This is a genomic window from Pseudoxanthomonas japonensis, from assembly GCF_010093445.1.
Lineage (GTDB): Bacteria > Pseudomonadota > Gammaproteobacteria > Xanthomonadales > Xanthomonadaceae > Pseudoxanthomonas_A > Pseudoxanthomonas_A japonensis.
The window spans coordinates 236,351-261,062 of sequence record NZ_PDWW01000001.1 but is presented as its reverse complement, the minus strand read 5'-3'; the positions used below and the strand labels follow the sequence as shown (position 1 = coordinate 261,062).

At 69.1% G+C, this 24,712-nt stretch carries 28 protein-coding genes and 1 riboswitch; of the genes, 18 read left to right on the top strand and 10 right to left on the bottom strand.

The window, feature by feature from the left end; genetic code table 11:
* Window positions 1–90 precede the first annotated feature (90 nt).
* Window positions 91–307, bottom strand: a riboswitch (cobalamin riboswitch).
* A gap of 301 nt (window positions 308–608) precedes the next feature.
* The 4 genes from hglS to CSC78_RS01160 form a co-directional block, all read right to left on the bottom strand.
* Window positions 609–1,973 carry a 2-oxoadipate dioxygenase/decarboxylase HglS gene (hglS, locus tag CSC78_RS01175; RefSeq protein ID WP_162336074.1) on the bottom strand — a complete coding sequence of 455 codons (1,365 nt, stop codon included), beginning with the start codon at window positions 1,971–1,973 and terminating at the stop codon, window positions 609–611.
* A gap of 74 nt (window positions 1,974–2,047) precedes the next feature.
* The gene (locus CSC78_RS01170; protein WP_162336073.1) at window positions 2,048–2,917 is read right to left on the bottom strand and encodes a sterol desaturase family protein; all 870 of its coding nucleotides are present in this window, start codon (window positions 2,915–2,917) and stop codon (window positions 2,048–2,050) included.
* A 9-nt stretch (window positions 2,918–2,926) separates the two neighbouring features.
* Window positions 2,927–3,220, bottom strand: a complete 294-nt coding sequence (locus tag CSC78_RS01165; RefSeq protein ID WP_202924087.1) for an EF-hand domain-containing protein — start codon at window positions 3,218–3,220, stop codon at window positions 2,927–2,929.
* Window positions 3,221–3,331: 111 nt separating this feature from the next.
* Window positions 3,332–3,856 (bottom strand): hypothetical protein, encoded by a 525-nt coding sequence (locus CSC78_RS01160; RefSeq protein ID WP_162336071.1) that lies wholly within the window; start codon window positions 3,854–3,856, stop codon window positions 3,332–3,334.
* Window positions 3,857–4,049: 193 nt separating this feature from the next.
* On the opposite strand from CSC78_RS01160, the gene ompR reads away from it, so the two are divergent.
* From ompR to CSC78_RS01145, 3 genes are read left to right on the top strand one after another with little or no spacing between them, the layout of a single operon-like run.
* Window positions 4,050–4,769: an osmolarity response regulator transcription factor OmpR gene (gene ompR / locus CSC78_RS01155; RefSeq protein ID WP_162336070.1), complete on the top strand. Its 720-nt coding sequence runs from the start codon at window positions 4,050–4,052 to the stop codon at window positions 4,767–4,769.
* Window positions 4,766–6,031 carry an ATP-binding protein gene (locus CSC78_RS01150; protein ID WP_162336069.1) on the top strand — a complete coding sequence of 422 codons (1,266 nt, stop codon included), beginning with the start codon at window positions 4,766–4,768 and terminating at the stop codon, window positions 6,029–6,031. The genes ompR and CSC78_RS01150 overlap by 4 nt, the downstream gene beginning before the upstream one ends.
* Window positions 6,032–6,053: 22 nt before the next feature.
* Entirely contained in the window at window positions 6,054–6,962 is a 909-nt protein-coding gene (locus CSC78_RS01145; RefSeq protein WP_162336068.1) for an alpha/beta hydrolase, read from the top strand.
* A 78-nt stretch (window positions 6,963–7,040) separates the two neighbouring features.
* Here the strand turns inward: CSC78_RS01145 and CSC78_RS01140 are convergent, their stop codons facing one another.
* The 4 genes from CSC78_RS01140 to CSC78_RS01125 all read right to left on the bottom strand — a co-directional run bounded on the left by CSC78_RS01140 (window position 7,041) and on the right by CSC78_RS01125 (window position 10,349).
* Window positions 7,041–7,712: a hypothetical protein gene (locus CSC78_RS01140; RefSeq protein WP_162336067.1), complete on the bottom strand. Its 672-nt coding sequence runs from the start codon at window positions 7,710–7,712 to the stop codon at window positions 7,041–7,043.
* Between the two features lie 67 nt (window positions 7,713–7,779).
* The gene (locus tag CSC78_RS01135) at window positions 7,780–8,535 is read right to left on the bottom strand and encodes an SIR2 family NAD-dependent protein deacylase (protein WP_162336066.1); all 756 of its coding nucleotides are present in this window, start codon (window positions 8,533–8,535) and stop codon (window positions 7,780–7,782) included.
* Between the two features lie 3 nt (window positions 8,536–8,538).
* Complete coding sequence (zapE, locus tag CSC78_RS01130; RefSeq protein ID WP_162336065.1) at window positions 8,539–9,690, bottom strand: cell division protein ZapE; 1,152 nt, start codon at window positions 9,688–9,690, stop codon at window positions 8,539–8,541.
* A complete protein-coding gene (locus CSC78_RS01125) occupies window positions 9,690–10,349 on the bottom strand; it encodes an alpha/beta hydrolase (RefSeq protein WP_162336064.1) in 660 nt (219 codons plus the stop codon). The genes zapE and CSC78_RS01125 overlap by 1 nt, the downstream gene beginning before the upstream one ends.
* A 152-nt stretch (window positions 10,350–10,501) precedes the next feature.
* On the opposite strand from CSC78_RS01125, the gene CSC78_RS01120 reads away from it, so the two are divergent.
* The 9 genes from CSC78_RS01120 (at window position 10,502) to CSC78_RS01075 (ending at window position 17,018) form a co-directional block, all read left to right on the top strand.
* On the top strand, window positions 10,502–11,419 hold the full coding sequence (locus tag CSC78_RS01120; protein ID WP_162336063.1) for an AEC family transporter: 918 nt from the start codon (window positions 10,502–10,504) through the stop codon (window positions 11,417–11,419).
* Window positions 11,420–11,621: 202 nt separating this feature from the next.
* Window positions 11,622–12,764 carry a hypothetical protein gene (locus CSC78_RS01115; RefSeq protein WP_162336062.1) on the top strand — a complete coding sequence of 381 codons (1,143 nt, stop codon included), beginning with the start codon at window positions 11,622–11,624 and terminating at the stop codon, window positions 12,762–12,764.
* Window positions 12,765–12,946: 182 nt separating this feature from the next.
* On the top strand, window positions 12,947–13,378 hold the full coding sequence (locus CSC78_RS01110; RefSeq protein WP_162336061.1) for a hypothetical protein: 432 nt from the start codon (window positions 12,947–12,949) through the stop codon (window positions 13,376–13,378).
* A 107-nt stretch (window positions 13,379–13,485) separates the two neighbouring features.
* A complete protein-coding gene (locus tag CSC78_RS01105) occupies window positions 13,486–14,013 on the top strand; it encodes a cold shock domain-containing protein (RefSeq protein WP_162336060.1) in 528 nt (175 codons plus the stop codon).
* Window positions 14,014–14,026: 13 nt separating this feature from the next.
* Window positions 14,027–14,239 carry a hypothetical protein gene (locus tag CSC78_RS01100; protein ID WP_162336059.1) on the top strand — a complete coding sequence of 71 codons (213 nt, stop codon included), beginning with the start codon at window positions 14,027–14,029 and terminating at the stop codon, window positions 14,237–14,239.
* A 210-nt stretch (window positions 14,240–14,449) separates the two neighbouring features.
* Entirely contained in the window at window positions 14,450–14,812 is a 363-nt protein-coding gene (locus tag CSC78_RS01095; RefSeq protein ID WP_162336058.1) for a DUF7079 family protein, read from the top strand.
* 64 nt (window positions 14,813–14,876) lie between these two features.
* Window positions 14,877–15,431, top strand: a complete 555-nt coding sequence (locus tag CSC78_RS01090) for a dihydrofolate reductase family protein (protein ID WP_162336057.1) — start codon at window positions 14,877–14,879, stop codon at window positions 15,429–15,431.
* Between the two features lie 404 nt (window positions 15,432–15,835).
* Window positions 15,836–16,132 (top strand): hypothetical protein, encoded by a 297-nt coding sequence (locus tag CSC78_RS01080; protein ID WP_162336056.1) that lies wholly within the window; start codon window positions 15,836–15,838, stop codon window positions 16,130–16,132.
* A gap of 130 nt (window positions 16,133–16,262) precedes the next feature.
* On the top strand, window positions 16,263–17,018 hold the full coding sequence (locus CSC78_RS01075) for a hypothetical protein (protein WP_162336055.1): 756 nt from the start codon (window positions 16,263–16,265) through the stop codon (window positions 17,016–17,018).
* 36 nt (window positions 17,019–17,054) lie between these two features.
* On the opposite strand, the gene CSC78_RS01070 is transcribed toward CSC78_RS01075, so the two are convergent.
* Both CSC78_RS01070 and CSC78_RS01065 read right to left on the bottom strand, forming a co-directional pair.
* Window positions 17,055–17,450 (bottom strand): hypothetical protein, encoded by a 396-nt coding sequence (locus CSC78_RS01070; protein WP_162336054.1) that lies wholly within the window; start codon window positions 17,448–17,450, stop codon window positions 17,055–17,057.
* Window positions 17,451–17,846: 396 nt separating this feature from the next.
* Complete coding sequence (locus CSC78_RS01065; RefSeq protein ID WP_162336053.1) at window positions 17,847–19,346, bottom strand: AAA family ATPase; 1,500 nt, start codon at window positions 19,344–19,346, stop codon at window positions 17,847–17,849.
* A 250-nt stretch (window positions 19,347–19,596) separates the two neighbouring features.
* On the opposite strand from CSC78_RS01065, the gene CSC78_RS01060 reads away from it, so the two are divergent.
* The 6 genes from CSC78_RS01060 (at window position 19,597) to CSC78_RS01035 (ending at window position 24,712) form a co-directional block, all read left to right on the top strand.
* Window positions 19,597–20,229, top strand: coding sequence for a ParA family protein (locus CSC78_RS01060; protein WP_162336052.1), 633 nt, complete (start codon window positions 19,597–19,599; stop codon window positions 20,227–20,229).
* Between the two features lie 20 nt (window positions 20,230–20,249).
* The gene (locus CSC78_RS01055) at window positions 20,250–20,726 is read left to right on the top strand and encodes a SixA phosphatase family protein (protein ID WP_162336051.1); all 477 of its coding nucleotides are present in this window, start codon (window positions 20,250–20,252) and stop codon (window positions 20,724–20,726) included.
* Complete coding sequence (locus CSC78_RS01050; RefSeq protein ID WP_162336050.1) at window positions 20,723–21,310, top strand: YceI family protein; 588 nt, start codon at window positions 20,723–20,725, stop codon at window positions 21,308–21,310. Before CSC78_RS01055 ends, CSC78_RS01050 begins: the two co-directional genes overlap by 4 nt.
* Window positions 21,307–23,274: a phospholipase D family protein gene (locus CSC78_RS01045; RefSeq protein WP_379608843.1), complete on the top strand. Its 1,968-nt coding sequence runs from the start codon at window positions 21,307–21,309 to the stop codon at window positions 23,272–23,274. The genes CSC78_RS01050 and CSC78_RS01045 overlap by 4 nt, the downstream gene beginning before the upstream one ends.
* A 94-nt stretch (window positions 23,275–23,368) precedes the next feature.
* Entirely contained in the window at window positions 23,369–23,791 is a 423-nt protein-coding gene (locus CSC78_RS01040) for a hotdog fold thioesterase (RefSeq protein ID WP_162336049.1), read from the top strand.
* Between the two features lie 123 nt (window positions 23,792–23,914).
* Complete coding sequence (locus CSC78_RS01035; protein ID WP_162336048.1) at window positions 23,915–24,712, top strand: lysophospholipid acyltransferase family protein; 798 nt, start codon at window positions 23,915–23,917, stop codon at window positions 24,710–24,712.

The window sequence follows — 24,712 nt, the reverse complement described above, 5'->3', positions numbered from 1 at the left end:
GCAGGGACCGAGACCACGCAGACGGACTGCGGGCGCCCTGCTTCGCCAGCCATCTCCCCCCGGAGAATCCGCGGCCGGCACCGCGCGGTGTGCAACGCGCGGCTGTCGGCAGGTCTTCGGACTCATGGGCACGGAAGGCTGGCCTTCCTCCTAGTCCGCCGCTTCCCGAGGCTGGGCCTCAGTGCTGTGTGGCGGGGTCGTTCCCAATTACCGCTGCGGGGCAGTGCCGGAGTGGCGCGAGGCGTCACCGGCTTCCCTTTTCATCCGGAGGCTAGCCACCCCCGGAACCGACGGCCACAAGATAGTGGGGGTGTATGGAAGCGTCAACACCAAATGTAGTGTGGAACAGCGGGCGTCGGCAGGGCGCGGGTTTCACGGATTTCTCATCGAGTCCTTCTCCCCGCTAGGCGGGGAGAAGGTGCCCGAAGAGCCTGCCCCTTACGTGATACGGGGGCGGATGAGGGGCGCGCACGATGGTGGGGCGCACGGCAGGTCGTTCGATACCCACCATGTTGTTTCGATCCGACGCGTTCGCTGTCCGGGCTCCGTTCGCCCCTCACCCGCCTTCGGCACCCTCTCCCTGCGGCGCAGGGAGAGGGGAGCCGCCATCAAGTCCGCAGCGCTGCGATCGAGGCGTCCTGCGCCTGCGCGTACAGCGCGAACGGGTCGTGGATCGTCTTGCCCAGCGCCGCCTCGAACGCCTCCTGGTTCGCGTGCGCGTCGTACGCGCGCTGTTCGCCACCTCCCAGGTTGGACTGGAAGATGCCCGCGGCGCTGACCGGCAGGAAGTCCTCGTAGACGATGGGATCGACGACGGCGTGGCCGGCCTCGACCAGCGCATCCGGCGTCATCGCCGCGCGCTCGGTGGCCGGCAAGCCGGCGCCGCTGTCGGTCAGGCGATAGCGGAAGTAGCCGAGGCCTTCGCGGCGCAGCGTCGCTTCGTCGTCCGGGAAGGCCGCGAACGCCGCCGCCAGCCGCTGCGGGTAGTCCGCCGACGTGTTGCCCGCCCCGCCTGCCTGCCGCACCCCGGCCAGAAGGCGGTCGTACAACTCGCGGCCGGCCGGCGTCAGTGCCAGGCCGCGCTGTTCGATCTCGCCAAAGCGCGCGCTGTGGCGGCCGGGCACCAGCGTGCCGGTGGCATCGGGGAAGGCGACTTCCTCTTCCAGCGCCTTGAAGCTGGTCTGGCGCAGCAGGATCGGCACGGCACGCCGCGGCGGACCTTCGATCAGCGCCTTGGCCTGGATGCCGCGCTCGAGCATCGCGGCCTGCGCGGCGTCGATGTCCAGCGTGCGCGGGGTGAGGTGGTTGATGTGCGGGCCGCGGAAGCTGACCACGTCGGCGACCAGCCGGTGCAGGCCGTGCAGCGCTTCGTAGGTGGCCAACGACACGGTCGCGTCGCCATGCCAGCGGAAGGTCTCCAGCACCTCGGCGACGAAGCGCTGCGCATCGGCTTCATTCAATCCGCCATCGCGCTCGGCCTGCGCCACCAGCGCACGCGCACCGGCGGTGAAGATGTCGCGCCTGGCCAGGATCTTTTCCGCTTCCGCGCGCAGTGCCTCGTCCGCGATCAGCTCCAGCCGAAGCAGCGAGGTGAAGATGCGGAACGGATTGGCGGCCAGTGCCGCCTCGGTCAGCGGACGGAACGCGGTCGCGTGCACCGGCACGCCGGCCACGGTCAGGTCGTAGTAGCCGACCGGGTGCATGCCCATCAGCGCGAACACGCGGCCCAGCATCGCCAGTTCGGCCGGCGTGCCGACGCGGATGGCGCCATGGCGCTCCAGATCCAGGCGCTCGGTTTCCGCATTGCGCTGCAGGCGCGCCGCCAGCGCGGTGTCCCGCTGCAGCGTCGCGTCGTTGACCTCGCCGACCAGCTCGATCAGGTCGCCGTACAGCGGCACCTCGGTGCGGTACATGTCGGACATCGCCTGGGCGAACAGGCTGCGGATGCGGTCGGTCGTAACGAAGGCGGTCATGGGGCTCGGCAGGCGGGCGGCGTGGGGCCGCGAGGGGCGCGTATTGTCGCCCCCCGCGCCTGCCCCGGCCACTCTCAGCGATCCGGACGGCGCTCGGCGATGGCGCCCGGCGCGTAACCCGGCGGCCCGAACAGGGTCAGCACCACCTGCCGCAGGCTGCGCGTCCGGCGCAGGTCGCGGGCCAGCTTCACCCAGCCGTGGAAGGCGATCTTCACCGGGTTGTAGCTGCGCACCGGCTCCACCAGGCCGTAGCGGATCGGCACGTCCGGCCGTTCTTCGCGGCAGGTGCCGAACAGCCGGTCGAACACGATCAGCACGCCGCCGTAGTTGCAGTCCAGGTATTCCGGATTGCTGGCATGGTGCACGCGGTGGTGCGCCGGCGTGTTGAAGACGAACTCGACCGCGCGCGGCAGCCGCGGCACCAGTTCCGTATGCAGCCAGTACTGGAACAGCAGGTTCACCGCCAGCGCGCCGAGCACGTATGGCACCGGGAAGCCCAGCCAGACCAGCGGGCCGAAGAACAGCGCTGCGCCGGTGAGCTTGCCGGTCCAGCCCAACCGGTACGCGGTGGACAGGTTGTACTGCTCGGCCGAGTGGTGCACCGAATGGTTCAACCAGAACCAGCGTACGCGGTGGTCGGCGCGATGCATCCAGTAGTAGCAGAACTCCTGGCCGAGGAAGAGCGCGATCCAGTGCCAGGCCTGGTCCATGGCGAGCGTGGTCAGGCGGAACTCCCAGATCGCGAACAGCAGCACGCCCACCACACCGCCCTGGATAAGCAGGCCGAGCAGCGCACGCCCGGCGGCATCGCCGAACGAGGCGCAGTAGCCTTTCCAGTCGTAGCGCACGCCGCGCCGCGCGAGCCATGCCGCCTCCAGCGCGGCAACGGCCACCAGGACCAGCAACGGCAGCGGCAAGCCGGCGAACAGGCGGATGTCCTCCATCGCCCGGCCTCAGCGCGTGCGCCGCGCGGCCATCTTCTGGCCGGCTGCGCGCATTTCGTCGGGTGAAAGCTTGCCGTCGCCGTCGGCATCCAGCGTGTCGAAGCGCTTGGCCACGCGCGGCAGTTTCGCCTCGGCCTCGGCCTTGTCGATCAGGCCATCGCCGTTGGCGTCGGCGTCCTTCAGGCGCTCGAGCAGCGTCGCCTTCTGTTCGTCGGTGAGCGTGCGCTGCTGCGCGGTGGCAGGGGCGGCCAGCGCGAACACGGACAGTGCGGTGGCCAAGGGAAGCAGGATGGAACGGGACATCGGGGATCTCCGGTGGGGAACAGGAGCAGGCGCGGCGGTGCGGGAATGCATCCGTGCGGCGTAGGGGGTCGCCAGCCCGCCGCGCCTGCGGAAAACGTGGGGAGGAAGGCCTCAGTGGCCGCGCGTGCAGGCGATCGTCTCGCCGCTGGCGTTCGTGCAGGTGCCGGTATGCGTCACGGTGCCGCCGGAGACCGTCGTACTGCCGGTGTAGCCGTTGCCGTTGGCGCCCGTGGCGGTGGTGCTGCGCGCGCCGCTGACGTTGCCGTCGGCATCGCGGCTGATGCCGCCGCTGGTGCTGGCAGTGCCGCCGTGGGGGCCGTTGACGTAGGCGCTGCCCTGGCGGCCGGCGCTTCCGTCGGCGTTGCGGTAGGCGCCGCGGTCGACACTGGCGCTGCCGCCGTTGGTGCCGGCGATGCTGCCGTTGCGCCAAGCGCTGGCGTTGCCCTGGCCATCGGCCTGCCATGCGCGCTGGCGCTGGCTGTCGAAGCGCGCGTTGCTGCGGTCGACGGCGACGCTGCCGCCCTGCCCGGTACGTTGCACGGCGCGGCTGCGCTCGCGCGCTTCGGCGTGGTCGACGAACACGGTGGTGGCGCACAGGGCGAATATGGTGGCGATCAGGAACGGGGTCTTGCTCATGGCGGAATCCTCGTCGGGGATGGGGTGGCCGCACGGGGGAGGTGGCGGCAGGACCACGGTAGGCGGCGCCACGGCCGCAGGTGTGTCGGACTTGCCAGTGGATGTGTCTGCCACGGACGTCTGAAACATCTGCTTACACACCGACCCGCGACGGGGTTTGCGGGCCGTCGCGACGGCGGGCGATAGTGGCTGCATGGACGAGACTTCCCCCCGCCTGCTGCTGGTCGACGACGACCTGCGCCTGCGCGAGCTGCTGCAGCGCTACCTGCAGTCGCAGGGCTTCGACGTGCGCGGCGTGGGCGATGCGGCGCAGTTGCGGCAGGCGCTGGATCGCGGCCACTTCGACCTGATCGTGCTCGACCTGATGCTGCCGGGCGAGAACGGGCTGGAGATCTGCCGGCGCCTGCGCGGGCAGGGCGATGCCACGCCCATCGTCATGCTGACCGCGAAGGGCGACGAGATCGACCGCATCGTCGGGCTGGAGATCGGCGCCGACGATTACGTGCCCAAGCCGGTCAATCCACGCGAACTGCTGGCGCGCATCCGCTCGGTGCTGCGGCGCACGCGGCCAGTGGCGGGCGCGCCGCAGGCCGAAGGTGGCGAGGTGGCGTTCGGTCCATTCCGCCTCGATCTCGGGCGACGCGAACTGACCCGCGACGGCGCACTGCTGCGGCTGACCAGCGGCGAGTTCGCCGTGCTCTCCGTGCTGCTGCGGCATCCGCGCCAGCCGCTCAGCCGCGACCGCCTGATGAGCCTGGCGCGCGGTCGCGAGCACGAGGCCTTCGAACGCAGCATGGACGTGACCATCGCGCGCCTGCGTCGCCTGCTGGAAGACGATCCCCGACAGCCACGCCTGATCCAGACGGTCTGGGGCGTGGGCTATGTATTCGTGCCGCCGGAGGCCGCAGCATGAAGACGCCCGTGCCGCGCAGCGTGTTTGGCCAACTGGTGCTGGTGATCGCGCTGGTGCTGGTCGGCGCGGGCGTGCTGGCGCTCGCACTGGGGCGCGAACTGGCCACGCGGCCCGCGGCGGACCAATTGCTGCGTGCGATGCAGGGATTCGCCGCCGTCGTCGAAGCGCTCGACCGCCATCAGCCTCATGCGCAGACCGTCGCGCAGTTGCGAGACGCCGGGCTGGAAGTGCGCTCCACGCCGCCGGCCGACGCGCGACCGCGCTTCGCGCCGCTGCTGCGGGAACTGCGCGAACAGGCCGCCGGCACGCTGGGCTCAGGTCGCGAACTGCGGATGGATGCCGGGCGTGGCCTGCGGGTGATCTGGCTGAAACCGGCCACGCGCGAACCGCTGTGGGTGTCGTTCGCCTACGACCGTCCCGGCACCGGCATGCGCCGGTTCTCGGTCTTCATGCTGGTGGGCTGCGTGGCGTTGGTATGGCTGGCGGCGGCCTACTTCGCCCGTCGGCTTGTGCAACCGCTGCGCCAGCTCGCGGCGGCTGCACCGGCCATCGTGCGTGGCGACGCGCCACCGCCGGTGCATGCACGCGGCCCGCGTGAAGTGGTGGAACTCGCACACGCGCTGGGCGACGCCAGCCGCGACGTACGCGCCGCCGCCGAAGAGCGCGCGCTGCTGCTGGCCGGCATCTCGCACGACCTGCGCACGCCGCTGACGCGCCTGCAGTTCGCACTGGAGATGGTGCCCGGCACCGATCCGGAGCTGACCGCCAGCATGCACCGCGACATCGCGGAGATGGATGCGATCCTCGGCCAGTTCATCGCCTTCGCCCGCGATGGCCGCGACGAAGGCAGCGAGTCGGTCGACCTCGCCGCGATCTGCCGCCACGCGGTCGCAGCGATGTCGAAAGCGTGGCACGTCGAACTGCCCGAACATGCGCTGCTGCCCGGCAAACCGATGGCACTGCTGCGCGCGGTCGAGAACCTGCTGGTCAACGCGGAGCGGCATGGCGCGTTGCCGTTGTCGTTGCGGTTGTGGGCGGAAGGTCCGGCGTGGGTGGTCGAGGTGGCCGACGCCGGCCCGGGCCTGTCCGCCGAAGCCGCCGAGCGTGCACGCCAGCCCTTCGTCCACGACCAGGCGCAGGGTGGCAGCGGGCTGGGCCTGCCCATCGTCGACCGCGTCGCCCGCCAGCACGGCGGCGAACTGCGGCTGTTGCCGAATTCCCCCCACGGCCTGCGCGCGCAGTTGTGGTTGCGCACGGGCTGACATGCCCATCACGAGGTAGCCGATGAAGATGCGCCTGCTCCACGCCGGCCTGCTGGCCTGCGCCTTGCTCACCGCGTTGCCGCTGGCGGCGCAGACCTTCCGCGAACGCCTGCAGGAGATGCGCGAGGCCTCGCGCCAGCCGGCCGCACGCACACCGGCGCTGCCGGCCGGCGCACGCGCCTTGCGCGATGTGTCCTACGGCAGCGACCCGCGCCAGCGCTTCGACGTCTACCTGCCGGCCCAGGCGCACAACGCGCCGATCCTCCTGTTCGTCCACGGCGGCGGCTGGGCCAACGGCAACAAGGACAATCCCGGCGTGGTCGAGAACAAGGCCGCGTACTGGCTGCCGAAGGGTTACATCTTCATCTCCACGAATTACCGCATGCGTCCCGACACCGCACCACTGGACCAGGCGCGCGACGTCGCGCGTGCGCTCGCTGCCGTGCAGAAGCGAGCGCCGGGATGGAACGGCGATGCCTCGCGCGTGCTGCTGATGGGCCATTCCGCCGGCGCGCATCTCGCTGCGCTGGTCGGTGCGTCGTCCACGCTGTGGCGCGAGGCCGGCGCCACCCGGCCGCGCGGCGTGGTCTCGCTGGACAGCGGCGCGCTGGACGTACCGCTGACGATGAAGCAGCCACCGCTGCCGCGCATCTACGACGCCGCGTTCGGCCGCGATCCCGCCGACTGGATCGCCGCTTCGCCCTACCACCAGCTCACCCGCGACGCAGTGCCAATGTTGCTCGTCTGCTCAACACGCCGCCAGGATGCCTGCCCGCAGGGCCGCGCGATGGTGGAGAAGGCGAAGATGCTGGGCGTAGTGATGGACGTACTGCCGGAGGATCTCTCGCATGGCGAGGTGAACCGCGAGCTGGGGTTGCCGTCCGCGTATACCGATGCGGTGGATGCGTTCGTGGGGCGGCACCTGCAGTAATTCGCTCTCACAAGAGCGCCCCTCATCCGCCCTTCGGGCACCTTCTCCCCGTTGCGCGGGGAGAAGGGATGGCACCGATCACCGCGTGACCCGCACCGCCGCCAGCGCTTCCTGCAATCGCGCACGCGCCGTCGTGTTGTCGAACGGCGGCGTTGCCGGGGGGTCGTAGACCTCCGGACGCGTGCCCGTGATCAGCAGGTCGATGGCGATGCAGCGCGCGTTGCGCACATGGCGGTACGCGTCGACCGACAGGTAGTGGCTCATGGCCGCATCGTCCGCGCGGAAATGAAGGAACGGCTGCCCGTCGATGCGTACTTCGTCGGGGTCTTCCGTCGTGGCGCCCTCCGGCGCATCCAGGCAGGTCGCCACCGCCTGACGGTCGCTGCTGGTGCCGATGCGCAGTTCGGCCGCGGTGATCCTGTCGGACCCATCCAGCACCAGCGCGACCAGCGGCTCGCCGCGCACATCCGGTGCGGCGAACGTCTTCCACTCCCCGCCCGACAGGTAGTCGCGGGTGAAGTCGTGTCTCAGCGTAAAGCCAGGCGCCGGCACCAGCGCGATACCGATGTCGTCGTCCGAGAACTGGAACTGCGGCGCTTCCCGCCCGGTGACGGGTGGCGCGGGATCGGCGACCTCGGCCGCGGCCTGCGCGGCGGCTTCGACGTCTTCCTGCTTTGGCGCGCGTTCGCAGCCTGCGAGCAGCGCGGCCGCGAGCGCGGCGAACAGCGGAACACGGACGATGGGTTTCATGGCGGTCTCCTCCGCGGCAGTCGTTGCGAGTCTGGCGAGCGGTGCGTGAAGCTTTCGATTGGACGCGTCAGACGGCCAACAGCTGCGGCAGTGCCTGTGCCGCCGTCGAACGCCACACATGATCGGCCTCCGCCGACAGCGCGGTCGGTTCCGGATTGATCTCGACCACGGTCGCGCCATGGCGACGCGCCAGCGCGGGTAGGCCGGCGGCGGGATACACCAGTCCCGAGGTGCCGACCACCAGCATCAACGCGCAGCGCGTGGCCGCGTCTACTGCGGTATTCCATGCCTCGTCCGGCAGCGATTCACCGAACCACACCACACCCGGACGAATCGCGTCCCCGCAGGCCGTGCAGCGCAGCGGCGCGACCTTCTGCTGCCCATCCACGTAGTCGTCGAGCGGACCATGGTGCGTCCGCCCGCAGGCGAAGCAGCGCAGGGCGAACAGGCTGCCGTGCACATGTGCGTCGACGGTGCTGCCGGCGCGTTCGTGCAGGTCGTCCACGTTCTGGGTGACCAGCGCCAGCGGCACGCGGCGTGCGAGATCCGCCAGTGCCTGGTGCCCCGCATTCGGTTGCGCATCGCGGACGAGCTGCATCCGCCAGCGGTACCAGCCCCACACCAGCGCAGGATCCGCACACCATGCCTCGGCCCTCGCCAGCTGCATCGGATCGAAGCGCGACCACAGGCTGTCGTGCGTGCCGCGGAAGGTGGGAATGCCGCTCTCGGCCGACATGCCGGCGCCGGTCAGCACGCAGATCCGGCCACCGCCTTCGATCGTCCGCTGCAGTGCGTCGGCGATCGCGGCGGGCACGCGCTCCATTGCTCAGGCCTTGTGCGGCGTGGCCAGGTACTCGGCGCTCTGCATCTCGATCAGGCGCGAGGCCGTGCGTTCGAACGCGCCCTGCAGTCGCGTGCCGGTGTACAGCGCGGTCGGCGTGGCGGCGGATGTGCAGACCAGGTTGACGTGGCGGTCGTACAGCTCGTCGATCAGGTTGACGAAGCGGCGCGCCGCGTCCTCGTTCATGCGGTCGAATGTGGGAATGCCGCCCAGCAACACCGTGTTGAATTCGTGCGCGACCTCGATGTAGTCCGTCGTACCTCGCGGGCCCTCGCACAGCGCGGGGAAATCGAACCACGCGATGCTCTTGCCGCGACCGCGCACCGGGATCTTGCGGCTGTCGATCTCGATGTTGCCCGCATGCGCGTCCTCGCCACCGGTCAGCTCGCGCCAGCGCGACGCCAGCCACGCATCGGATTCGCCATCCAGCGGCGTGCGGTACACCGGCGAACGCGTCAGCGCACGAAGGCGATAGTCTTCCTGTCCGTCCGAACGCAGCACGACGCAGTGCTGTTGCAGCAGGTCGATGGCCGGCAGGAAGCCCGCGCGCTGCAGGCCGTCCTTGTACAGGTTCTCCGGCGCTGTGTTTGACGTGGTCACCAGCGTGATGCCTTCGGCGAACATGCGCTCCAGCAGCCGCGCAAGCAGCATCGCATCGCCGATGTCGGTGACGAAGAACTCGTCCAGCACCAGCACGCGCAGCTTGCCGCGTGCCTCGCGCACGATCTTGGCCAGCGGATCGCTTTCGCCCGCGTGTTCGCGCAACCGTTCGTGCACGCCGCGCATGAAGCGGTGGAAGTGCGTGCGGTACTTGCCGCCGCCCTCGCCGTGCGCCTTGTTCTGCGACACCGAATACGTCGGCAGCGGCAGGGTGTCGTAGAACAGGTCCACCAGGAACGTCTTGCCGCGCCCGACCTCACCCCAGTAGTACAGGCCCTGCACGGTCTCCGGTACCTTGCCGAACAGCCGGCCGAACATGCCCGGCGATGCCGGTTCCGCCAGCAGTGCGGTGTGGATGCGGTCCAGCTGCGCCAGCGCGGGATGCTGCGCCGGGTCGTCCTGCCATTGCCCCTGCGCCGCGCCGCGCGCGTACATCTGCGACGGCGTGGGCGCCGTGGTGCGTGCGTCGTCCGCCATCACGCCGGCACGTAGCCTTTCATCGCGTGCTTGATGGCGCCGCGCAGGTCCATCAGCTTGCGGTGGAAGAAGTGGCTGGTTTCCGGCATGCGGATCAGTTCCGGCGGCTGCTTCAACGTATCGATCCAGTCGTACACCGCCTGCGGCTCGACGATCTCGTCCTGCTCGCCCTGGATCACCAGCCACGGGCAGGTCGGCGGCGTGATCGCGGCGAAGTCCCAGCGGCCGGCTGGCGGCGCGATCGAGACCAGCGCGTCCGGCTGCAGGTCGGCGCTGGCGCGCAGCGACACGTACGCGCCGAAGCTGAAGCCGGCCAGCCACAGTTGCGTGCCGGGGCGCTGTTCGCGGACCCACTGCACCACCGCGCGCAGGTCGTCGGTCTCGCCGTCGCCGTGGTCGAACAGGCCATCCGATGCGCCGGTGCCGCGGAAGTTGAAGCGCACCGTCACCGCGCCGAGCTCGCGCAGGCTGCGCGCGGCCATCACCACGACCTTGTTGTGCATCGTGCCGCCTTCGGTGGGCAGCGGATGGCAGACGATCGCGGTGATGGCCTTCACCGGCTCGCCGTCTTCCGGCCAGTCGACATGGGCTTCGAGTGCGCCGTCAGGACCGTCGAGGGTGATCGGGCCGGAGGCCGAGGGGAAGGTGGGGTTCGTCATGCGGCCATGATAAGCCCTGCGTGCATGAGCCCGTCATTCCGGCCTGCGCCGGGGTGACGGGAAGCGGTGTTGATCGCGGTGCGACCAAGGTCCCGCAGCGCGTCCCTCGCCACTGTGCGATCCTGCGCTCCCCACGTCGTCTCCCGCCGCACATGGCATTCGATGCCTTCGCCCTGATCCTGGCCATGCTGGCGCTCGGCATGGCGTTCGCCCGCCTGCGCGCGTTCCCCGACAACGCGGGCGACGTGATCAACCGCGTGGTGCTGTACGTCTGCCTGCCGGCGGCGATGCTGACCTACGTACCGCGCCTGCAGCTGGATCCCTCGCTGATGGGCGTGGTGGTCACGCCCTGGCTGCTGACCGTGGCCACCGTCGCGCTGGTGGCGCTGGCGACGCGCGTGCTGAAGTTCCGCCGCGACGAGCACGCCGTGCTGCTGCTGTGCGTGGCACTGTGCAACAGCAGCTTCATCGGGTACCCGATGGTGCGTGCGCTACTGGGCGAACACGCATTGCCGTACGCGGTGGTGTACGACCAGTTCGGTACCTTCATCCTGTTGTCGACGTTCGGGTTGTACGTGTTGGCGCGCTACGGTGGCGACGCACCGCCGACCGCGCGCGAAGTCGTCCTGCGCATCGCGAAGTTCCCGCCGGTGTGGGCGCTGCTGTTCGGCCTGACGCTGATGCCGGAACAGCCGCCGGCGTGGATCGCGTCCGCCCTGCAGAAACTGGCCGACGCCATGCTGCCGCTGGTGATGCTGGCGGTAGGCCTGACCCTGCAGCTGAAACTTCCGCGCGACGAACTGAAGCCGCTCGCCGTCGGCCTGCTGCTGCGCCTGCTGGTGATGCCGGCGCTCGCCGTGCCGCTGTCGCTCGCGTTCGGCATGCGCGGCGAGATGCTGCAGGCCAACGTGCTGGAGTCGGCCATGCCGACGATGATCACCGCCGCCGCACTGGCGATCTCGCACCAGCTCGCCCCGCGCCTGGCCGCCGCGCTGGTCGGCTACGGCATCCTGCTGTCGCTGGTGACGCTGCCGATGTGGGCGTGGGTGGTGGGACTGCTGGTGCTCTAGCGACGGCCTGAAAAACGACCGTCATGCCCGCGCAGGCGGGGAACCAGCGACTTCATGGCTGGCAAACGAGGACACCGGGTCACCGGCCATTCGGCCGTCGGGACGCGCTTCGCGCCTTCGCGGGAATGCCAGAGGCAGAGGCCGCTGGCGCAGGATGCATCGTTCGTGCGAACGTGGCCGCCGTTCCCGACAGGAGTGGGCAATGCGCACGGCAATGCAGATCGGTACGTGGCTGGTGGTGATGGCGTCGGTGCTGTCGGCATCGCCGTCGTTCGCACAGGAGGGTCCACCTCCGGACGTGCCGGGCCGGGTCGAATCCGATCCGCAGCTGGCAGTTGCCAACGACGCCTGGCACGCCACCTGGCGCGCGAATGTCGAAGCGCATCTGCGCGCCGTCGCTGCACGCGGCACGCCGCGTGACCTGCTGGTCGCCGGCTGGCTGTGGCCACGAAGTGGCGACGATGCGGAGATCCAGGCACGCGCCTGGGCCCAGTCCCGGACATGGATCGAGGCCGCCTACGCCGCATCCACCGGCGATGATCCCGTGGTGGACTGGGCGCTGTTGAATGCCTGCCCGAAGAACGAGGCCCGCTGCGACCGCGGTCGGTTGCTGCAACGCCTGATGGCCGCCGATCCCGCCAATGCGGAAGTCCTGCTCGCCGCCTACTACGAGGCCATCGAACGCAAGGACGCGAACGACGCCGAGCGGTATTGGCAGGCAGCCGCCAACGCGACTCACTACCGCGGGCACTTCGACGACGTCGGCCTGCTGCTGGCCACGACGCTGCGGCAGGTCCCGGCACCCGCGCTGGAGCCGGCGCTGGCGACCGCCCTCGGCGAAGATGTCAGGCTGGGCCGGCCTGCCACGCCGAAGGACATGGCGGACATCGCGGTGATCGCCATGACGGCGGCCATCGCCATGCCGAGCCTGGCGCCCATCTCGCAGCGATGCCGCGCGCAGGTCGGCGAGCTGCCTGCCGATGCACGAACCGCCTGCAAGCGTATCTACACGCTGATGGCCGCCGATACGTCCATCCTGATCACGTCCTTCATCGCGCTGCCGCCGCTGGTGCAATGGGCCGATACCGATGCCGAGCGCACGGCGGCACGCGAGCGCCTGCGCCGCTTCGCCTGGGTGTACGAGAACGCCATGCAGCTCTTCCAGCGACTGCCCGGCGAGCAGCGCATGCCGGAGGACTACGCGGACGTATTCCTGCGCGACGGCGAGCTCGCCGCCATGCGCAGGCAGTTGCAGGCCAACGGCATCGCAGGCGAGCCGCCTGCCGACTGGTGGCCGGCGAATCCGGAGTACCGTGCGCTGTTGGCCGCAGGTGCAGCACGCTGACGCATCGCTGTCGGTACACAGGATCGGATGAGGCGCAGGCGCTTGCCAGCGTCGTCCACGGGATCCGAAAATCATCTCCGGCCGGCGGCACATCGCTGCGCGGCTGATCCGTCGTCGGGGGAGTGCCGACGTTTCGCGTGCCGTTTCAGCAGCACACCATGGTCAACAGGAAAGGGGAATCCATGTTCGGAAAATTGATGGTGGGCGTCGCGCTCGCCTGCGTTTCGCAATACTGCGGTGCCCAGACCCAGACGAAGGATCCGGCTTCTTCGCAACAGGCGCAGGGCGCCGGCATCTGTCTGTTCACCGGGATGCCGCCCGCCGACCACACCTACACCACGCTCAGGAAACTGAAGTACGGGAAGGGCAGCTACGGCAGCGTCAACGACATCCTTCCCATGGTCATCGCCGATGCGAAGGCAGCGGGTGCCGATGCCGTCATCCACTACAACGGTTCCCAGCGATTCGGCTTCTGGCCATGGCGGTTCGTGCGCCCTGTCGTCACCGGCACCGCCATCAAGTGGGAGCCCGCGCGAAATGTCGACTGCGCAGCCGCAGGCGGCCACTACAGCACGGGTACGCTGGCAGAAGCACCACCACCGCCAGCCAAGTAGTCGGGAAGCGTTGCACCCGTGTCGAGCGGAGCGTCACGCAGCGCGCAGGATGGGCGGAGCCACCTGCAGTTCAACCCATCCCGGAGCGCGACATGCACGACCGTGGAATGTTGAAGAAGTGGAACGACGAACGGGGCTTCGGGTTCATCGAGGTCGCCGGCACGGGCGAAGAGATCTTCGTCCACATTTCCGAATTCCCGAAGGGCGTTCGCCCCGAGGTCGGCATGTTCGTTTCCTTCACGACGGTCATCAAGGACGGCAAGCAGCGAGCGGTGGGCGTGGGCATCCCGGGCCGCGCGCCGCGCAAGTACCATCGCGTCCCACCTGAAGCGGAATCCGCTAGGTCCGTCTTCGTCTTCCTGGTACCGCTCGTCATCGTGCTGGTACTCGGGATTGCCGCCTATCGCGTCGTCGGCTCGCTGTACTGGGAGATGAATCCGGCGGCGAAGGCCCGCCGCGACCTCGCCTCCGACGCCGCGACCGGGCGGGAGCCGGCATTCCGATGCGACCAGCGCAAACACTGCTCACAGATGCGATCCTGCGCCGAGGCCGTCTACTTCCTCGACCACTGCCCGGGCGTCATGATGGATGGGGACAACGACCGGACGCCTTGCGAGGAGCAGCTCTGCTTTTGAGGGAGGACGCACGATGGAAGGACTGATCCGCCTCAAGTCGGTCGCAAAGAATGCGCTTCGCCTGTCCGCGTTGCTTGTCGTCCTGTCTGCGTTTTTCTGCGCGCTGGTCTGGTGGCATCACGCCCGCATGGTCCCGTCCTGTGATGCGCCCACGGCCGACGCAGGCAATCCATTGGTCTGCGCTTCCCATCTCTGGCTCTTCGGTACATCGTGGGAGGGGCTGTGATCCGGTTGCTTCTCCTCCTCGCCTTCTGCCTCGCCGGCTCACGGGGATGGTCTCTGGTTGCCCGCAAGCGGAGATGAGGACTGACGAGCCACGCGTGGATGCTTCGATGAGGCCGGCCGCCCTCGGACAATACGGGCGTGCTGGAGTTCTTGGCGTATGTCTCTGCGAGAAGAGGCAGTCCGATGCCCTCAAACCGCGTCGGGGTGACGCGTGAGGCTCTCGGTGGAGGAACTCGAGATCCGCCGGCCGATATGGATCGCGCTCAGTGAGCTCTACCTCGATACCAAGCCGGACTGGGCGCGCGTTGCAGGAATCTGTGCACGTTCGCCCTTCGCGATCCCCGGGCTGCGGCGCATCCTGTTCGACGAAGTGCATCCGGTGGTCCACCTGAACCTGTGGTCGACCGCCGGCGTCTGGGACGGGTTCGACCAGGACTGGCTCATCATGTCGATCCTTGCGCGCAAGCGCGCCCCCGTGTTCCGTCTTCCGTGGCCGGAGGAACGTCGCTACCCTTGGCGCGAACTGAAGCCGCAGCTCGTGTCAGCCCGTCAGCGAAGCGCGCAGGCGCCATGACGCCCGGCGGTGACGGCACGCGATCGATCGACAGTCCGTTGCTCCCACCGACCCGGAGACACGCATGGGCCTCCTGACCTTCAGCCTCAACCTCACCCTCGACGGCTGCGTCGATCACGAGGAAGGCATCGTCGACGACGAGACGCATGCCTTCTTCACTCGCCTGATGGACGACCACGGCGCGATGCTGTGGGGCCGCGTCACCTACGAAATGATGGAGAGCTACTGGCCGGCGGTCGCCCGTGGCGAGGTGGACGCGCCACCGGCCTTGCGCGAATGGGCGGAGAAGCTGGAGGCCAAGCCGAAGTACGTGGTGTCGTCGACGCGCGCGGACTTCCCGTGGACCAACAGCCATCGCATCACCGGCGACCTGCGCAGCGGCGTGCAGGCGCTCAAGGACGCGACCCCGGACGGCGTGCTGCTGGGCAGCGGCCTGCTGGCGAACGAACTGGATCGGTTGGATCTGATCGACGAATACCGCTTCCTCGTCCATCCCCGGATCGCTGGCCATGGTCCGACGCTTTACCAGGGTGGATTGCCGCACGCGCGACGGCTTGAACTCGTTTCTGCGACGCCGCTGCGTTGCGGCGCGGTCGCGATGCATTATCGCCGCGTGTGAAGCGGCGGAAGATTACCCTTGGGATGGATGGAACCACAAGGCGATACCCATCGCATTTGACGCGAGACGCCGCGTACTCTGCCCACGGTCGCAGATGCTCGATCCGCAGCTGCGTACGACCTGGTTTCACGGTGGAGTACCGATGGGTAGACCGGCTTCGCCGTTGAAAGCCGCCCTCGGTTCCACCCATCCTGCGAACTGTATGTCCACGACTTCGACAACCATCTGTTCGAGTTGCACACGGGCACGCTCGAGCAGCGTCTGACGCAGTAACGGGCATCGGCCGGGCCCTGACGTGCACGGTGCGTGACCCGAAGGAGTGCAGTCCATGTCCCATGCGTTGCGTGATCCGCTGTTCTCGCCGCTGGCCCGCATGGGTTACGCCATGGCTGTGGCCTGAGCGCATGGAGCAGCAGGACGAACGCAGGATATGGCAGCGTCGGCAGCTGAGGCAGACGCTGATCGGGACGGGTGTGGTCGGCGCGGTCATCGGGGTGGCACCGCTGCTGCTCGCCTTCGTACTGGGTTCCGGCCGGGTCGCGATGGGCGGCCACGCAAGACCGTTGTCGCTGCTGGCGGTCGATGCCGTCCTGTTCGTCGTGGTCGCGGTCGTGTTCTGCATGGTGGTGTTCGGCCTGCTGCCGATGGCGGTGCAGTACGCTTTCATCCGTGGCGCGCGCTGGTGGACCGGACGGGACTGACAGCGGCGGGGATGTGGCCGAGACCTCGACCTCGCGGGGTAATCGCCCGACTCGCCATTGCGGGATTCCTCCGGCTTTCGCGTGTACCCACAGCAAGGCATGCCAGCGGAGGCGGGTAATGGAAGCGAGCATGGGGGAGGTGCGGCGCGTGGCCGCGCAGGCGGGGCGTCCTTACCGGAACGTCGGGTTCTTCTTCCTGGCATTGCTGGCACTCGTCGTCGCCGGCTTCACGCCACCCGTACCGGGTACACCGTTCTTCGGGTATTTCAGTCGCGCCGGCAGCATGGACGTGGCGGTGATGGTCCATCTGCATGTGCTGGTGGCGCTGGCGTGGTTCGTGCTGCTGGGCGTGCAGCCGTTCCTGATCCGGGCCGGGCGGGTCGACCTGCATCGCCGGCTGGGCTGGTGCTCGCTGTTCCTCATCGTGTTGTTCGCGGTCACCGCCGTGCCGGTGATGAAGCACGCGTTCGAGAACGGGCTCACGCAGATGTCGCGGAACGCGGCGCTGTCGATGCTGGCGCAGCCGGTCAACGGGCTGGTGTTGCTGCTGGTGTTCTACGCACTGGCGCTATGGCGCCGCCGCCACGTGCACCAGCATGTCGCATGCGTGGTGGCCGCCGCGCTGGTCACCGCGACGCCCGGGCTGGCACGCCTGGGCCTGTACGTGGTGGGCGGCATGCAGGGCATCCTGCTGGTGATCGTCTTCCTCTACGTCACGCTGATCGTCTTCATGCTGCTGGCGAAGTTCCGCTATCGCCAGCCGGTGCTGAAGGGGCCGTACCTGCCGATCATCGGCGTGTTCATGGCCGCGCACACGATGGACATCGTCGGCAGCAGGACGGCGGCTTGGCGCGCGGTCGCAGAGGGCATCGTGTCGGCGTGGTGAAACGTGGCGCAGTGATGGATGGCCGCCTTCGTAGGATCACCTGCCCGGCGTGCGCCGACGCAGGCGGCGGTCGTTGGCGACGGCGATGCGACGGTAGGGCCGCACGCCGGCCGTCGCCAGGGTGATCAGCGCATCCCCGGCCGACGGCAGGGGCTTCGCGGCGAAGGCCCACGGCATCCAGAACGCCAGCGCGGCCTGCGTGGCGGCGGTGTTGAGCGTCATCGCGTAGCCGGCCATCGCGCCCCACGATTCCCAGGCTGCGGACACCTTCTCGTCGGACATCCGGGTGAATTCGCGGCGGTCGCGGGCGGAAGGCGGGGCGCCGGCCGTCGCCATCCGCAGCAGGCGTTGCGACATGACGGACGGCGTAGCCGCACCCAGATCGATCAATTGCGTGCCCAGGACGCGGGCGGGGCTGCGCTTGCGGGGCATGGCGGCGTCTCCGTGGGAGCGCCAGCATGCGCCGGTAGCCGTATGTGATCGGTGAAGTGCGTAGTGCGCAGGATGGGTCGAGCCGCACGCGGCCTTCAACGGCGAAGCCGGTCCGCCCATCGCACGTCGCATGATCGAGTTGAAGCCAAGGACGCCACGACGCCGTCTCCGGGCGAATACGCGATCCTGCGCGTGTCAATCTGGCTGACCAGCACGCTCAAAGAGCTCGCGACTTACGTCGCTCCCACGACGGCGGTTTTTCGAAGGTAGATCCCTCCCGTCTGCTTGCCGCAGATATCCGTCGTGCCTGAGCGGGTGGGAACGGAGGGAAGACAGGGGGTGACGCGACGGTGGCGTGCGGTCGCGACTCACGTCGCTCCTACAAGAAGCACGCAGTCAATCGGCGGGAACGGTGCGCTCCCGCGCCCACTCGCGCAGCGCCTGCACCTGCTCGGCCATCAGCACGGACAGCGGGCGGGTGCTGCGGATCTCGTGCATGACCAGGTCGGTGTCGAGCGGTTTCTGCTCGGCATGCGCGGCGTACATCGCGGAGACGATGGCCTGTTCCAGCTCCGCGCCGGAGAAGCCGTTCGCGGCGGCGGCGAGTGCGGGCAGGTTGAAGCCTTCCGGGTCCAGCGCGCGGCGCGCCAGGTGCACGCGCAGCACCTCGACGCGGGCGTCGGGCGAGGGCAGGTCGACGAAGAAGATCTCGTCGAAGCGTCCCTTGCGCAGCAGCTCCGGCGGCAGGTCCTGCACCTGGTTCGCCGTGGCGACCAGGAACACCTGTCCGCTGCCAGCGCCGGCCTTGCGCTCGGCCATCCACGTGAGCAGGTAGCCGAGCACGCGGCGCGAGACGCCGCCATCCTCGTCGCCGCCGCTGGCGAGCCCTTTCTCGATCTCGTCGATCCACAGCACGCACGGCGCCAGCTGTTCGGCCGACGCGAGCGCGGCGCGCAGGTTCTTCTCGGTCTCGCCGTGGTACTTGTCGTACAGCGTGCCGAAATCCAGCCGCAGCAGCGGCACGCCGAAGCCGGCGGCGGTGGCCTTGGCCAGCATCGACTTGCCGCAACCCTGCACGCCGAGCAGCAGCACGCCCTTGGGCAGGTCCAGGCCGGGCGGCGGGTTGCCGGAGACGAACACCGCGCGGCGCTGCTCGATCCAGCGCTTCAGGCGGCTGGCGCCGGCGACGTCGGCGAACTTCGCCGTGTCGTATTCGTAATGCAGGTGGCCGCTGCGGTTGAGCAGCTCGAACTTCAGCTTGTTCAGCGCGGGCAGGTCGCTGGCGGTCAGCGCACCGTCGGCGAAGATCAGCTGGCGCGCGATCCGGCGCGCGTCGACCAGGCTCAGGCCCTGCAGGTTGCGCACGATCTGCTTGACCGCCTCGCCATCGGCTTCCACGCGGCGGCCGCCGTGTTCGCGCGCGTAGTGTTCGGCTTCCTCGCGCACCATCTTCAGTAGCGCGTGGGCGTCGGGCAGGCGCGGGTTGAAGCGCACGGCCAGGGCTTCGAGTTCGACCGGCAGTTCGATCTTCGCGCCGACCAGCACCACCACGTGCGGCAGGCTGTGGCGGCGCTGCATGATGTCGCGCAGCTGCCGCTGGCTGCTCGCGTAGCCCAGGTAGGGGTGGAAATCGAGCAGCAGGTAGATGCCACGCTGCTCGGCCTGCTTGATGGCCTGCAGGGCGGCGCTGGCGTCGGGCGGGCCGACGGCGTCGTCCTCGCGGTCCATGTCGAGCCGGCGCAGGCCCTCGGTGATGCTCCAGCGGAACAGCGCCCGCCACACCTGGCCCAGCGCCTGCCGGAACAGCTCCACCACGCGGCCCTCGTCCTGGGTCTCGATGACGATCAGCGGAGTATTGGCGCGGATCAGCGCGGTGAGGTCCTGCAGCTCGTTCATGGGGCGTCCGGTCCGTGGGGACGGGAAAGATAGCAGGGGCGGGAATGGGGAATGGGGAAACGGGGATCGTGGCCTCGGCGGGAGCGGGCACGTGCCGGAACGAACGATGCCCATCGGGCAACCGAGTCCGCAGGTCCACGCAGCCACCGGCCCCCGGACAATTCATTCCCTATTCCCCATTCCCGATTCCCGGTTTCCGCTTCACCGCCCCCGGTGTACCCTCCGGGTTCTCCAGCAACGAGGTGCGCGCATGAAGACGATTCTGGTCGCCAGCTCCAAGGGCGGCGCGGGCAAGACGACCCTGGCGACCAATCTGGCGGCGTACTTCGCACTGGATGGCAAACGTACCGTGCTGGTGGACGTGGACCCCCAGCATTCCTCCACCCGCTGGGCCGAGCGCCGGGCGGAACTGGACACCGCGGTGTTGCCGATCGACGCCAGCGGCAAGCGCGCCTGGAAGGCCTGGCTGCCGGAAGACGCCGAGCGGGTGGTGATCGACGCGCCGGCCGGCGCGATGGCCGACGACCTGGACAGCTTCCTGGAACAGGCCGACGCCGTGGTGGTGCCGGTGCTGCCGTCGGCGCTGGACATCGAGGCGACGGTCGGCTTCCTGAACACCATGGCCAAGGTGCCGCGTGTGCACAAGCGCAAGCTGCCGGTCGGGCTGGTGGTCAACCGCAGCAAGCCATGGACCAACGCCTCGCAGCAGGCGGTGGAGATGCTGAAGACCTGGCCGTACCCGGTCATCACCCAGTTGCGCGATACCCAGGCCTACGTGGTCATGGCCGGCCTGGGCCGCAGCCTGTTCGATTACCGCTCGGCCCAGGTGCGCGAGCACCAGGCCGACTGGGAACCGTTGTTGAAATGGATCAAGAAGGCCTAGGGCCTAGGAGAAAGTACCCCATGCGTGAACTGATCCTGCTGCGCCATGCGCATGCCGAACCGGCGACCACCGGCCAGTCCGACCTGGACCGTCCCCTGTCGCCGCAGGGCCTGGCCGAGGCCGAGGCCGTGGCGCGCTGGCTGAAGGAGCAGGGCCTGGTGCCGGACCGCGTGCTGTGTTCGCCGGCGCGTCGCGCGCGCGAGACGCTGGAGTCGGTGCTGGCGGCGATCGGCTACGTGGAGCAGCGGCTGGAAGAGCGCATCTACGAAGCCACGCCCGGCACGCTGGCCGACCTGGCCGACCAGCACCGCGAGGCCGAGCGCCTGCTGATGGTGGGCCACAACCCGGGCTTCGAGCAGTTGGCCGCGCTGATGTATTCCGGCGTGACCAGCGAGTACCGCGGCATGCCGCCCGGCGGCGTGGTGGTGCTGACGCTGCCGGTGGATGCAGCGATCGAACCGGGTGTGGCGCAGCTCTCCGCCTTCTGGTGGCCATGAAGTCCGATCTGCCGCTGGCCGTCTGGCTGGCCGTGCTGTGCCTGGCCCTGGTGTGCGCCGTGCCCGCGTGGGCACAGCAGGGGCGTAACGATTTCGACCCGGCGCACACGCGGCTGGGATTCGAACTGCGCACGCGCTGGGGACAGGTGCTGGACGGCGTGTTCCGGCGTTACGAAGGCTCGGTGGAGCACCTGCCGGACGGGCGCCAGCAGGTGCGCCTGCGCATGTACACGCGCGACGTGGAGATCATCGACCACGAGCGTTACGGCGACTGGGCGCGCAGCGAGAAGTTCTTCGATGCCGACCGCTATCCGGTGGTCACCTTCACCTCCAAACCCTACGACCCCATGCTGCTCTACGACGGTGGCACGCTGGAGGGCGACCTGAGCATCAAGGGCATCAGCCGGCCACGCAGCCTGCAGGTGGCGCCCGCCGATTGCGCGCGTGCCGCGGTCGACTGCGACGTGGTGGCGACCGGCGCGGTGCGCCGCAGCGACTACGACATGGACGACTGGATGCTGGCGGTCAGCGACCGCGTGGTGTTCGTGCTGCGCGCGCGCATCCGGAGCGGAAAAACCCCGTGAACCGCCGTTTCCCCCGACTCGCCGCGCGGGGCGCGGTGCTGTGCCTTGCGCTGCTGGGCACGGCCTGCGCCAGCCTGTCCGACCGCCAGCGCGACCGCGCCGCCGGCATCGCCGCCGCCGCCCGCTCGACGGTGGTCGAGTGCACGCAGGCCGATGCCTGCGCGGTCGCGTCGCCGCTGTACGACCTGGCGGCGCAGGCGCGCGCGGAATCCACCGCCGCGTCGCCGCGCCACTACGCGGTGATGCTGGACAAGGGATCCGACGCCTTGCTGGCGCGGCTGAACCTCATCCGCAGCGCGCGCGAACGCATCGACCTGCAGACCTACATCTTCGACAAGGACGACAGCGCGCGGCTGGTGCTGGACGAACTGCTGGCCGCGGCGCGGCGCGGGGTGAAGGTGCGGGTGCTGATCGACCAGCTGTCGGCGATCGCCGACCTCGAGATCCTCGCCGCGCTGTCCGGTTCGCACCAGAACTTCGCCATCCGCATCTACAACCCCAGCTTCGGCAAGGCCAAGCTCAACTACCTGGACTACGCAGGCAGCGTGCTGTGCTGCTTCCGCCGCTTCAACCAGCGCATGCACACCAAGTTGCTGCTGGTGGACGACCGCATCGGCATCAGTGGCGGCCGCAATTACCAGGACGACTATTTCGACTGGGATGCGGAGTACAACTTCCGCGACCGCGACGTGCTGGTGGCCGGACCGGAAGCGGCGGCGATGGCCATCAACTTCCAGGCGTTCTGGGACGCGCGCCGCAGCGTGCCCGCCGAACGGCTGAACGATGTCGGCCGCACGCTGCTGAAGGAGGGCGTGCCGGCGATGCCGGTGCCGCGCTACCTGCGCCCGGAGCGCGTGCAGGCCGCGAGTGCGCAGGCCAGCAATCCGCAGGTGGTGGAGAGGCTGTTCGTCGAACCGGCGTTCCAGGTCGGGGCGGTGCGCTACATCGCCGACCTGCCGCAGAAGCACCGGCGCGAGCGCCGCGACGACGACGCACCCGCGGCGCCCGAGCTGGAAGCGCTGATCCGCGGCGCGCAGTCGGAAGTGCTGTTGCAGACGCCGTACCTGGTGATGTCGAAGCAGGCGCAGGCGATGTTCCGCGAGATGCGCAAGCGCCAGCCGCCGCCGCAGGTGACCGTGTCGACCAACAGCCTGGCCGCGACCGACAACCCGATCGTCTATTCGATGTCGTTCAAGTACAAGCGCCGCTACCTGCGCGAGTTCGGCTTCCGGATCCACGAGTACAAGCCGTTCCCGGAAGACGCGCCGGTGGACTACGCCGCGCTGATGCCGGAAGGGCCGCCGGTGGCCGCGCCGGAGGGCATCGGCAGCCGCGGCATGCGCGGTCCGTCCGGTTCGATCGGTCCCTCCAGCGGGTCGGCCTCCGATGCCGGCGCGGGCGAAACCACGCGCCGCCTGCAGCGTACCGAGTCGCGGCCGTCGTTCTTCAGCAGCGGCGCGGCGGCCGAGCCGCTGCCGCTGAAGCGTGCGGGCGTGCGCATGGGCCTGCATGCGAAGTCGATGGTGATCGACGGCGAGATCGCGGTGATCGGCACGCACAACTTCGACCCGCGCTCGGAGAACTACAACACCGAGGCGGCGGTGGTGATCAACGACACCGCGTTCGCGCAGGCGCTGGCCGGGAGCATCCGCCGCGACATGTCGCCGGAGAATGCCTGGACGATCGCGCCGCGCGCCAAGCCACCACTGTTTTCCGGGCTGGATTACAGCCTGGGCAAGGTGTCCGAGGCATTGCCCATCTTCGACATCTGGCCCTGGCGCTATGCGACCAGCTACGAGTTCCAGCCCGGCCCGGACTGCCCGCTGCCGGTCGGTCCGAAGGATCCGGCCTTCCAGCGCTGCTACGTGGCGGTGGGCGACTTCCCCGAAGTCGATGTCGGCGCCAAGTGGCTGTACACGCGCGTGCTGACCGCCTTCGGCGCGGGCCTGGTGCCCATTCTCTAGGAGTGAGTGGAGAGGAGTGAGGCGTGAGTAACGCCCGCGCTCCTGCCTCCCCTCACTCCTCACTCCTCTCCGCTCACTCCTCCAGAGAAACGCCATGGCTTTCCGCGCTCCCGTCGATCTCGCCGCCATCAACGCCCATGCCGCCAACACGCTGGTATCGAACCTCGGCATCGTCATGACCGCGGCGGGCGAGGACTGGCTGCGCGGCACCATGCCGGTGGACGCGCGCACGGCGCAGCCTTACGGCATCCTGCATGGCGGCGCATCGGTGGCGCTGGCCGAGACGCTGGGCAGCGTGGCCGGCAACCTGTGCGTGGACACCACGAAGGAGATGGTCGTGGGCCTGGAGATCAACGCCAACCACGTGCGCGCGATGCGCAGCGGCGTGGTCACCGGCACCGCACGGGCGCTGCATGTCGGTCGCAGCACCCAGCTGTGGGAGATCCGCATCGAGAACGACGACGGCAAGCTGGTCTGCGTGTCGCGGCTGACCCTGGCCGTCGTGCCCAGGACCTAGTGGGTAGCGGAGAGGAGCGAGGGGTGAGGGAAGCCAGCGCTTTTGCCTTTGCTCACTCCTCACTCCTCACTTCTTTCCACTCGCTCCTGCCCCTCCACCCCTGACTCCTGCTATCGTGACAGCATGACGCCGCCCCCTGTTCATGTTGCTGGCGGCAGCGGCGTGGCACGGGTATTCCGTTACGCGTATCGCGTGCCGTTGCTGCTCATCCACCTGCTGGTCTTCCTGCCGATCACCCTGCTGTGCCTGTCGCCGGTGCTGGTGTGGATCCGCGTGGGCGAGGAGAGCATCGGCGACGTGGCGGTACGGCATTGGTCCGGTGGGCTGATGCGGATCTTCGGGTTCCGCCTGCGCCGGATCGGCACGCCGTTGCCGGGCCCGACGATGTTCGTGGCCAACCACGTCAGCTGGATCGACATCGAGGCGCTGCACAGCCAGCGCATGATGGGCTTCGTGGCCAAGCAGGAGATCCGTGGCTGGCCGGTGGTGGGCTGGCTGGCGGCGCAGGGACAGACCATCTTCCACCAGCGCGGCAGCCAGGAATCGCTGGGCGGCGTGCTGCAGGCGATGATGCAGCGCCTGCGCGAGGGCCGGCCGGTCGGCGTGTTCCCCGAGGGCCGTACCCGCGATGGACACTCGGTAGGGCCGTTCCATGCGCGCATCTTCCTGGCCGCGGTCGAAGCCGGCGTGCCGGTCCAGCCGGTGGCGCTGCGCTATGGCGCGCGCGGCAGCGCGCAGCCGGTGGTGGCGTTCGGGCCGAGGGAAAGCTTCTTCGCCAACTTCGTGCGCCTGCTGGGCGAACCGGCACGCACGGCCGACATCTGCTTCCTGGAGCCGATCCGCGTGGCCGACGTGGAAGGCCGCCGGCGCATCGCCGACCTGTCGCGCGAGCGCATCGTCCGGGCGATGGCCGACGCCTGA

Coding starts and splice junctions, on each gene's coding strand:
- CSC78_RS01050 (WP_162336050.1), top strand. CDS start 20,723: ATGAAGTCCGATCTGCCGCTGGCCGTCTGGCTGGCCGTGCTGTGCCTG.
- CSC78_RS01035 (WP_162336048.1), top strand. CDS start 23,915: ATGACGCCGCCCCCTGTTCATGTTGCTGGCGGCAGCGGCGTGGCACGG.
- hglS (WP_162336074.1), bottom strand. CDS start 1,973: ATGACCGCCTTCGTTACGACCGACCGCATCCGCAGCCTGTTCGCCCAG.
- CSC78_RS01075 (WP_162336055.1), top strand. CDS start 16,263: ATGGGGGAGGTGCGGCGCGTGGCCGCGCAGGCGGGGCGTCCTTACCGG.
- CSC78_RS01125 (WP_162336064.1), bottom strand. CDS start 10,349: ATGACGAACCCCACCTTCCCCTCGGCCTCCGGCCCGATCACCCTCGAC.
- CSC78_RS01170 (WP_162336073.1), bottom strand. CDS start 2,917: ATGGAGGACATCCGCCTGTTCGCCGGCTTGCCGCTGCCGTTGCTGGTC.
- CSC78_RS01100 (WP_162336059.1), top strand. CDS start 14,027: ATGGAAGGACTGATCCGCCTCAAGTCGGTCGCAAAGAATGCGCTTCGC.
- CSC78_RS01150 (WP_162336069.1), top strand. CDS start 4,766: ATGAAGACGCCCGTGCCGCGCAGCGTGTTTGGCCAACTGGTGCTGGTG.
- CSC78_RS01165 (WP_202924087.1), bottom strand. CDS start 3,220: ATGTCCCGTTCCATCCTGCTTCCCTTGGCCACCGCACTGTCCGTGTTC.
- CSC78_RS01055 (WP_162336051.1), top strand. CDS start 20,250: ATGCGTGAACTGATCCTGCTGCGCCATGCGCATGCCGAACCGGCGACC.
- CSC78_RS01070 (WP_162336054.1), bottom strand. CDS start 17,450: ATGCCCCGCAAGCGCAGCCCCGCCCGCGTCCTGGGCACGCAATTGATC.
- CSC78_RS01060 (WP_162336052.1), top strand. CDS start 19,597: ATGAAGACGATTCTGGTCGCCAGCTCCAAGGGCGGCGCGGGCAAGACG.
- CSC78_RS01115 (WP_162336062.1), top strand. CDS start 11,622: ATGCGCACGGCAATGCAGATCGGTACGTGGCTGGTGGTGATGGCGTCG.
- CSC78_RS01140 (WP_162336067.1), bottom strand. CDS start 7,712: ATGAAACCCATCGTCCGTGTTCCGCTGTTCGCCGCGCTCGCGGCCGCG.
- ompR (WP_162336070.1), top strand. CDS start 4,050: ATGGACGAGACTTCCCCCCGCCTGCTGCTGGTCGACGACGACCTGCGC.
- CSC78_RS01160 (WP_162336071.1), bottom strand. CDS start 3,856: ATGAGCAAGACCCCGTTCCTGATCGCCACCATATTCGCCCTGTGCGCC.
- CSC78_RS01135 (WP_162336066.1), bottom strand. CDS start 8,535: ATGGAGCGCGTGCCCGCCGCGATCGCCGACGCACTGCAGCGGACGATC.
- zapE (WP_162336065.1), bottom strand. CDS start 9,690: ATGGCGGACGACGCACGCACCACGGCGCCCACGCCGTCGCAGATGTAC.
- CSC78_RS01090 (WP_162336057.1), top strand. CDS start 14,877: ATGGGCCTCCTGACCTTCAGCCTCAACCTCACCCTCGACGGCTGCGTC.
- CSC78_RS01040 (WP_162336049.1), top strand. CDS start 23,369: ATGGCTTTCCGCGCTCCCGTCGATCTCGCCGCCATCAACGCCCATGCC.
- CSC78_RS01110 (WP_162336061.1), top strand. CDS start 12,947: ATGTTCGGAAAATTGATGGTGGGCGTCGCGCTCGCCTGCGTTTCGCAA.
- CSC78_RS01120 (WP_162336063.1), top strand. CDS start 10,502: ATGGCATTCGATGCCTTCGCCCTGATCCTGGCCATGCTGGCGCTCGGC.
- CSC78_RS01145 (WP_162336068.1), top strand. CDS start 6,054: ATGAAGATGCGCCTGCTCCACGCCGGCCTGCTGGCCTGCGCCTTGCTC.
- CSC78_RS01105 (WP_162336060.1), top strand. CDS start 13,486: ATGTTGAAGAAGTGGAACGACGAACGGGGCTTCGGGTTCATCGAGGTC.
- CSC78_RS01080 (WP_162336056.1), top strand. CDS start 15,836: ATGGAGCAGCAGGACGAACGCAGGATATGGCAGCGTCGGCAGCTGAGG.
- CSC78_RS01065 (WP_162336053.1), bottom strand. CDS start 19,346: ATGAACGAGCTGCAGGACCTCACCGCGCTGATCCGCGCCAATACTCCG.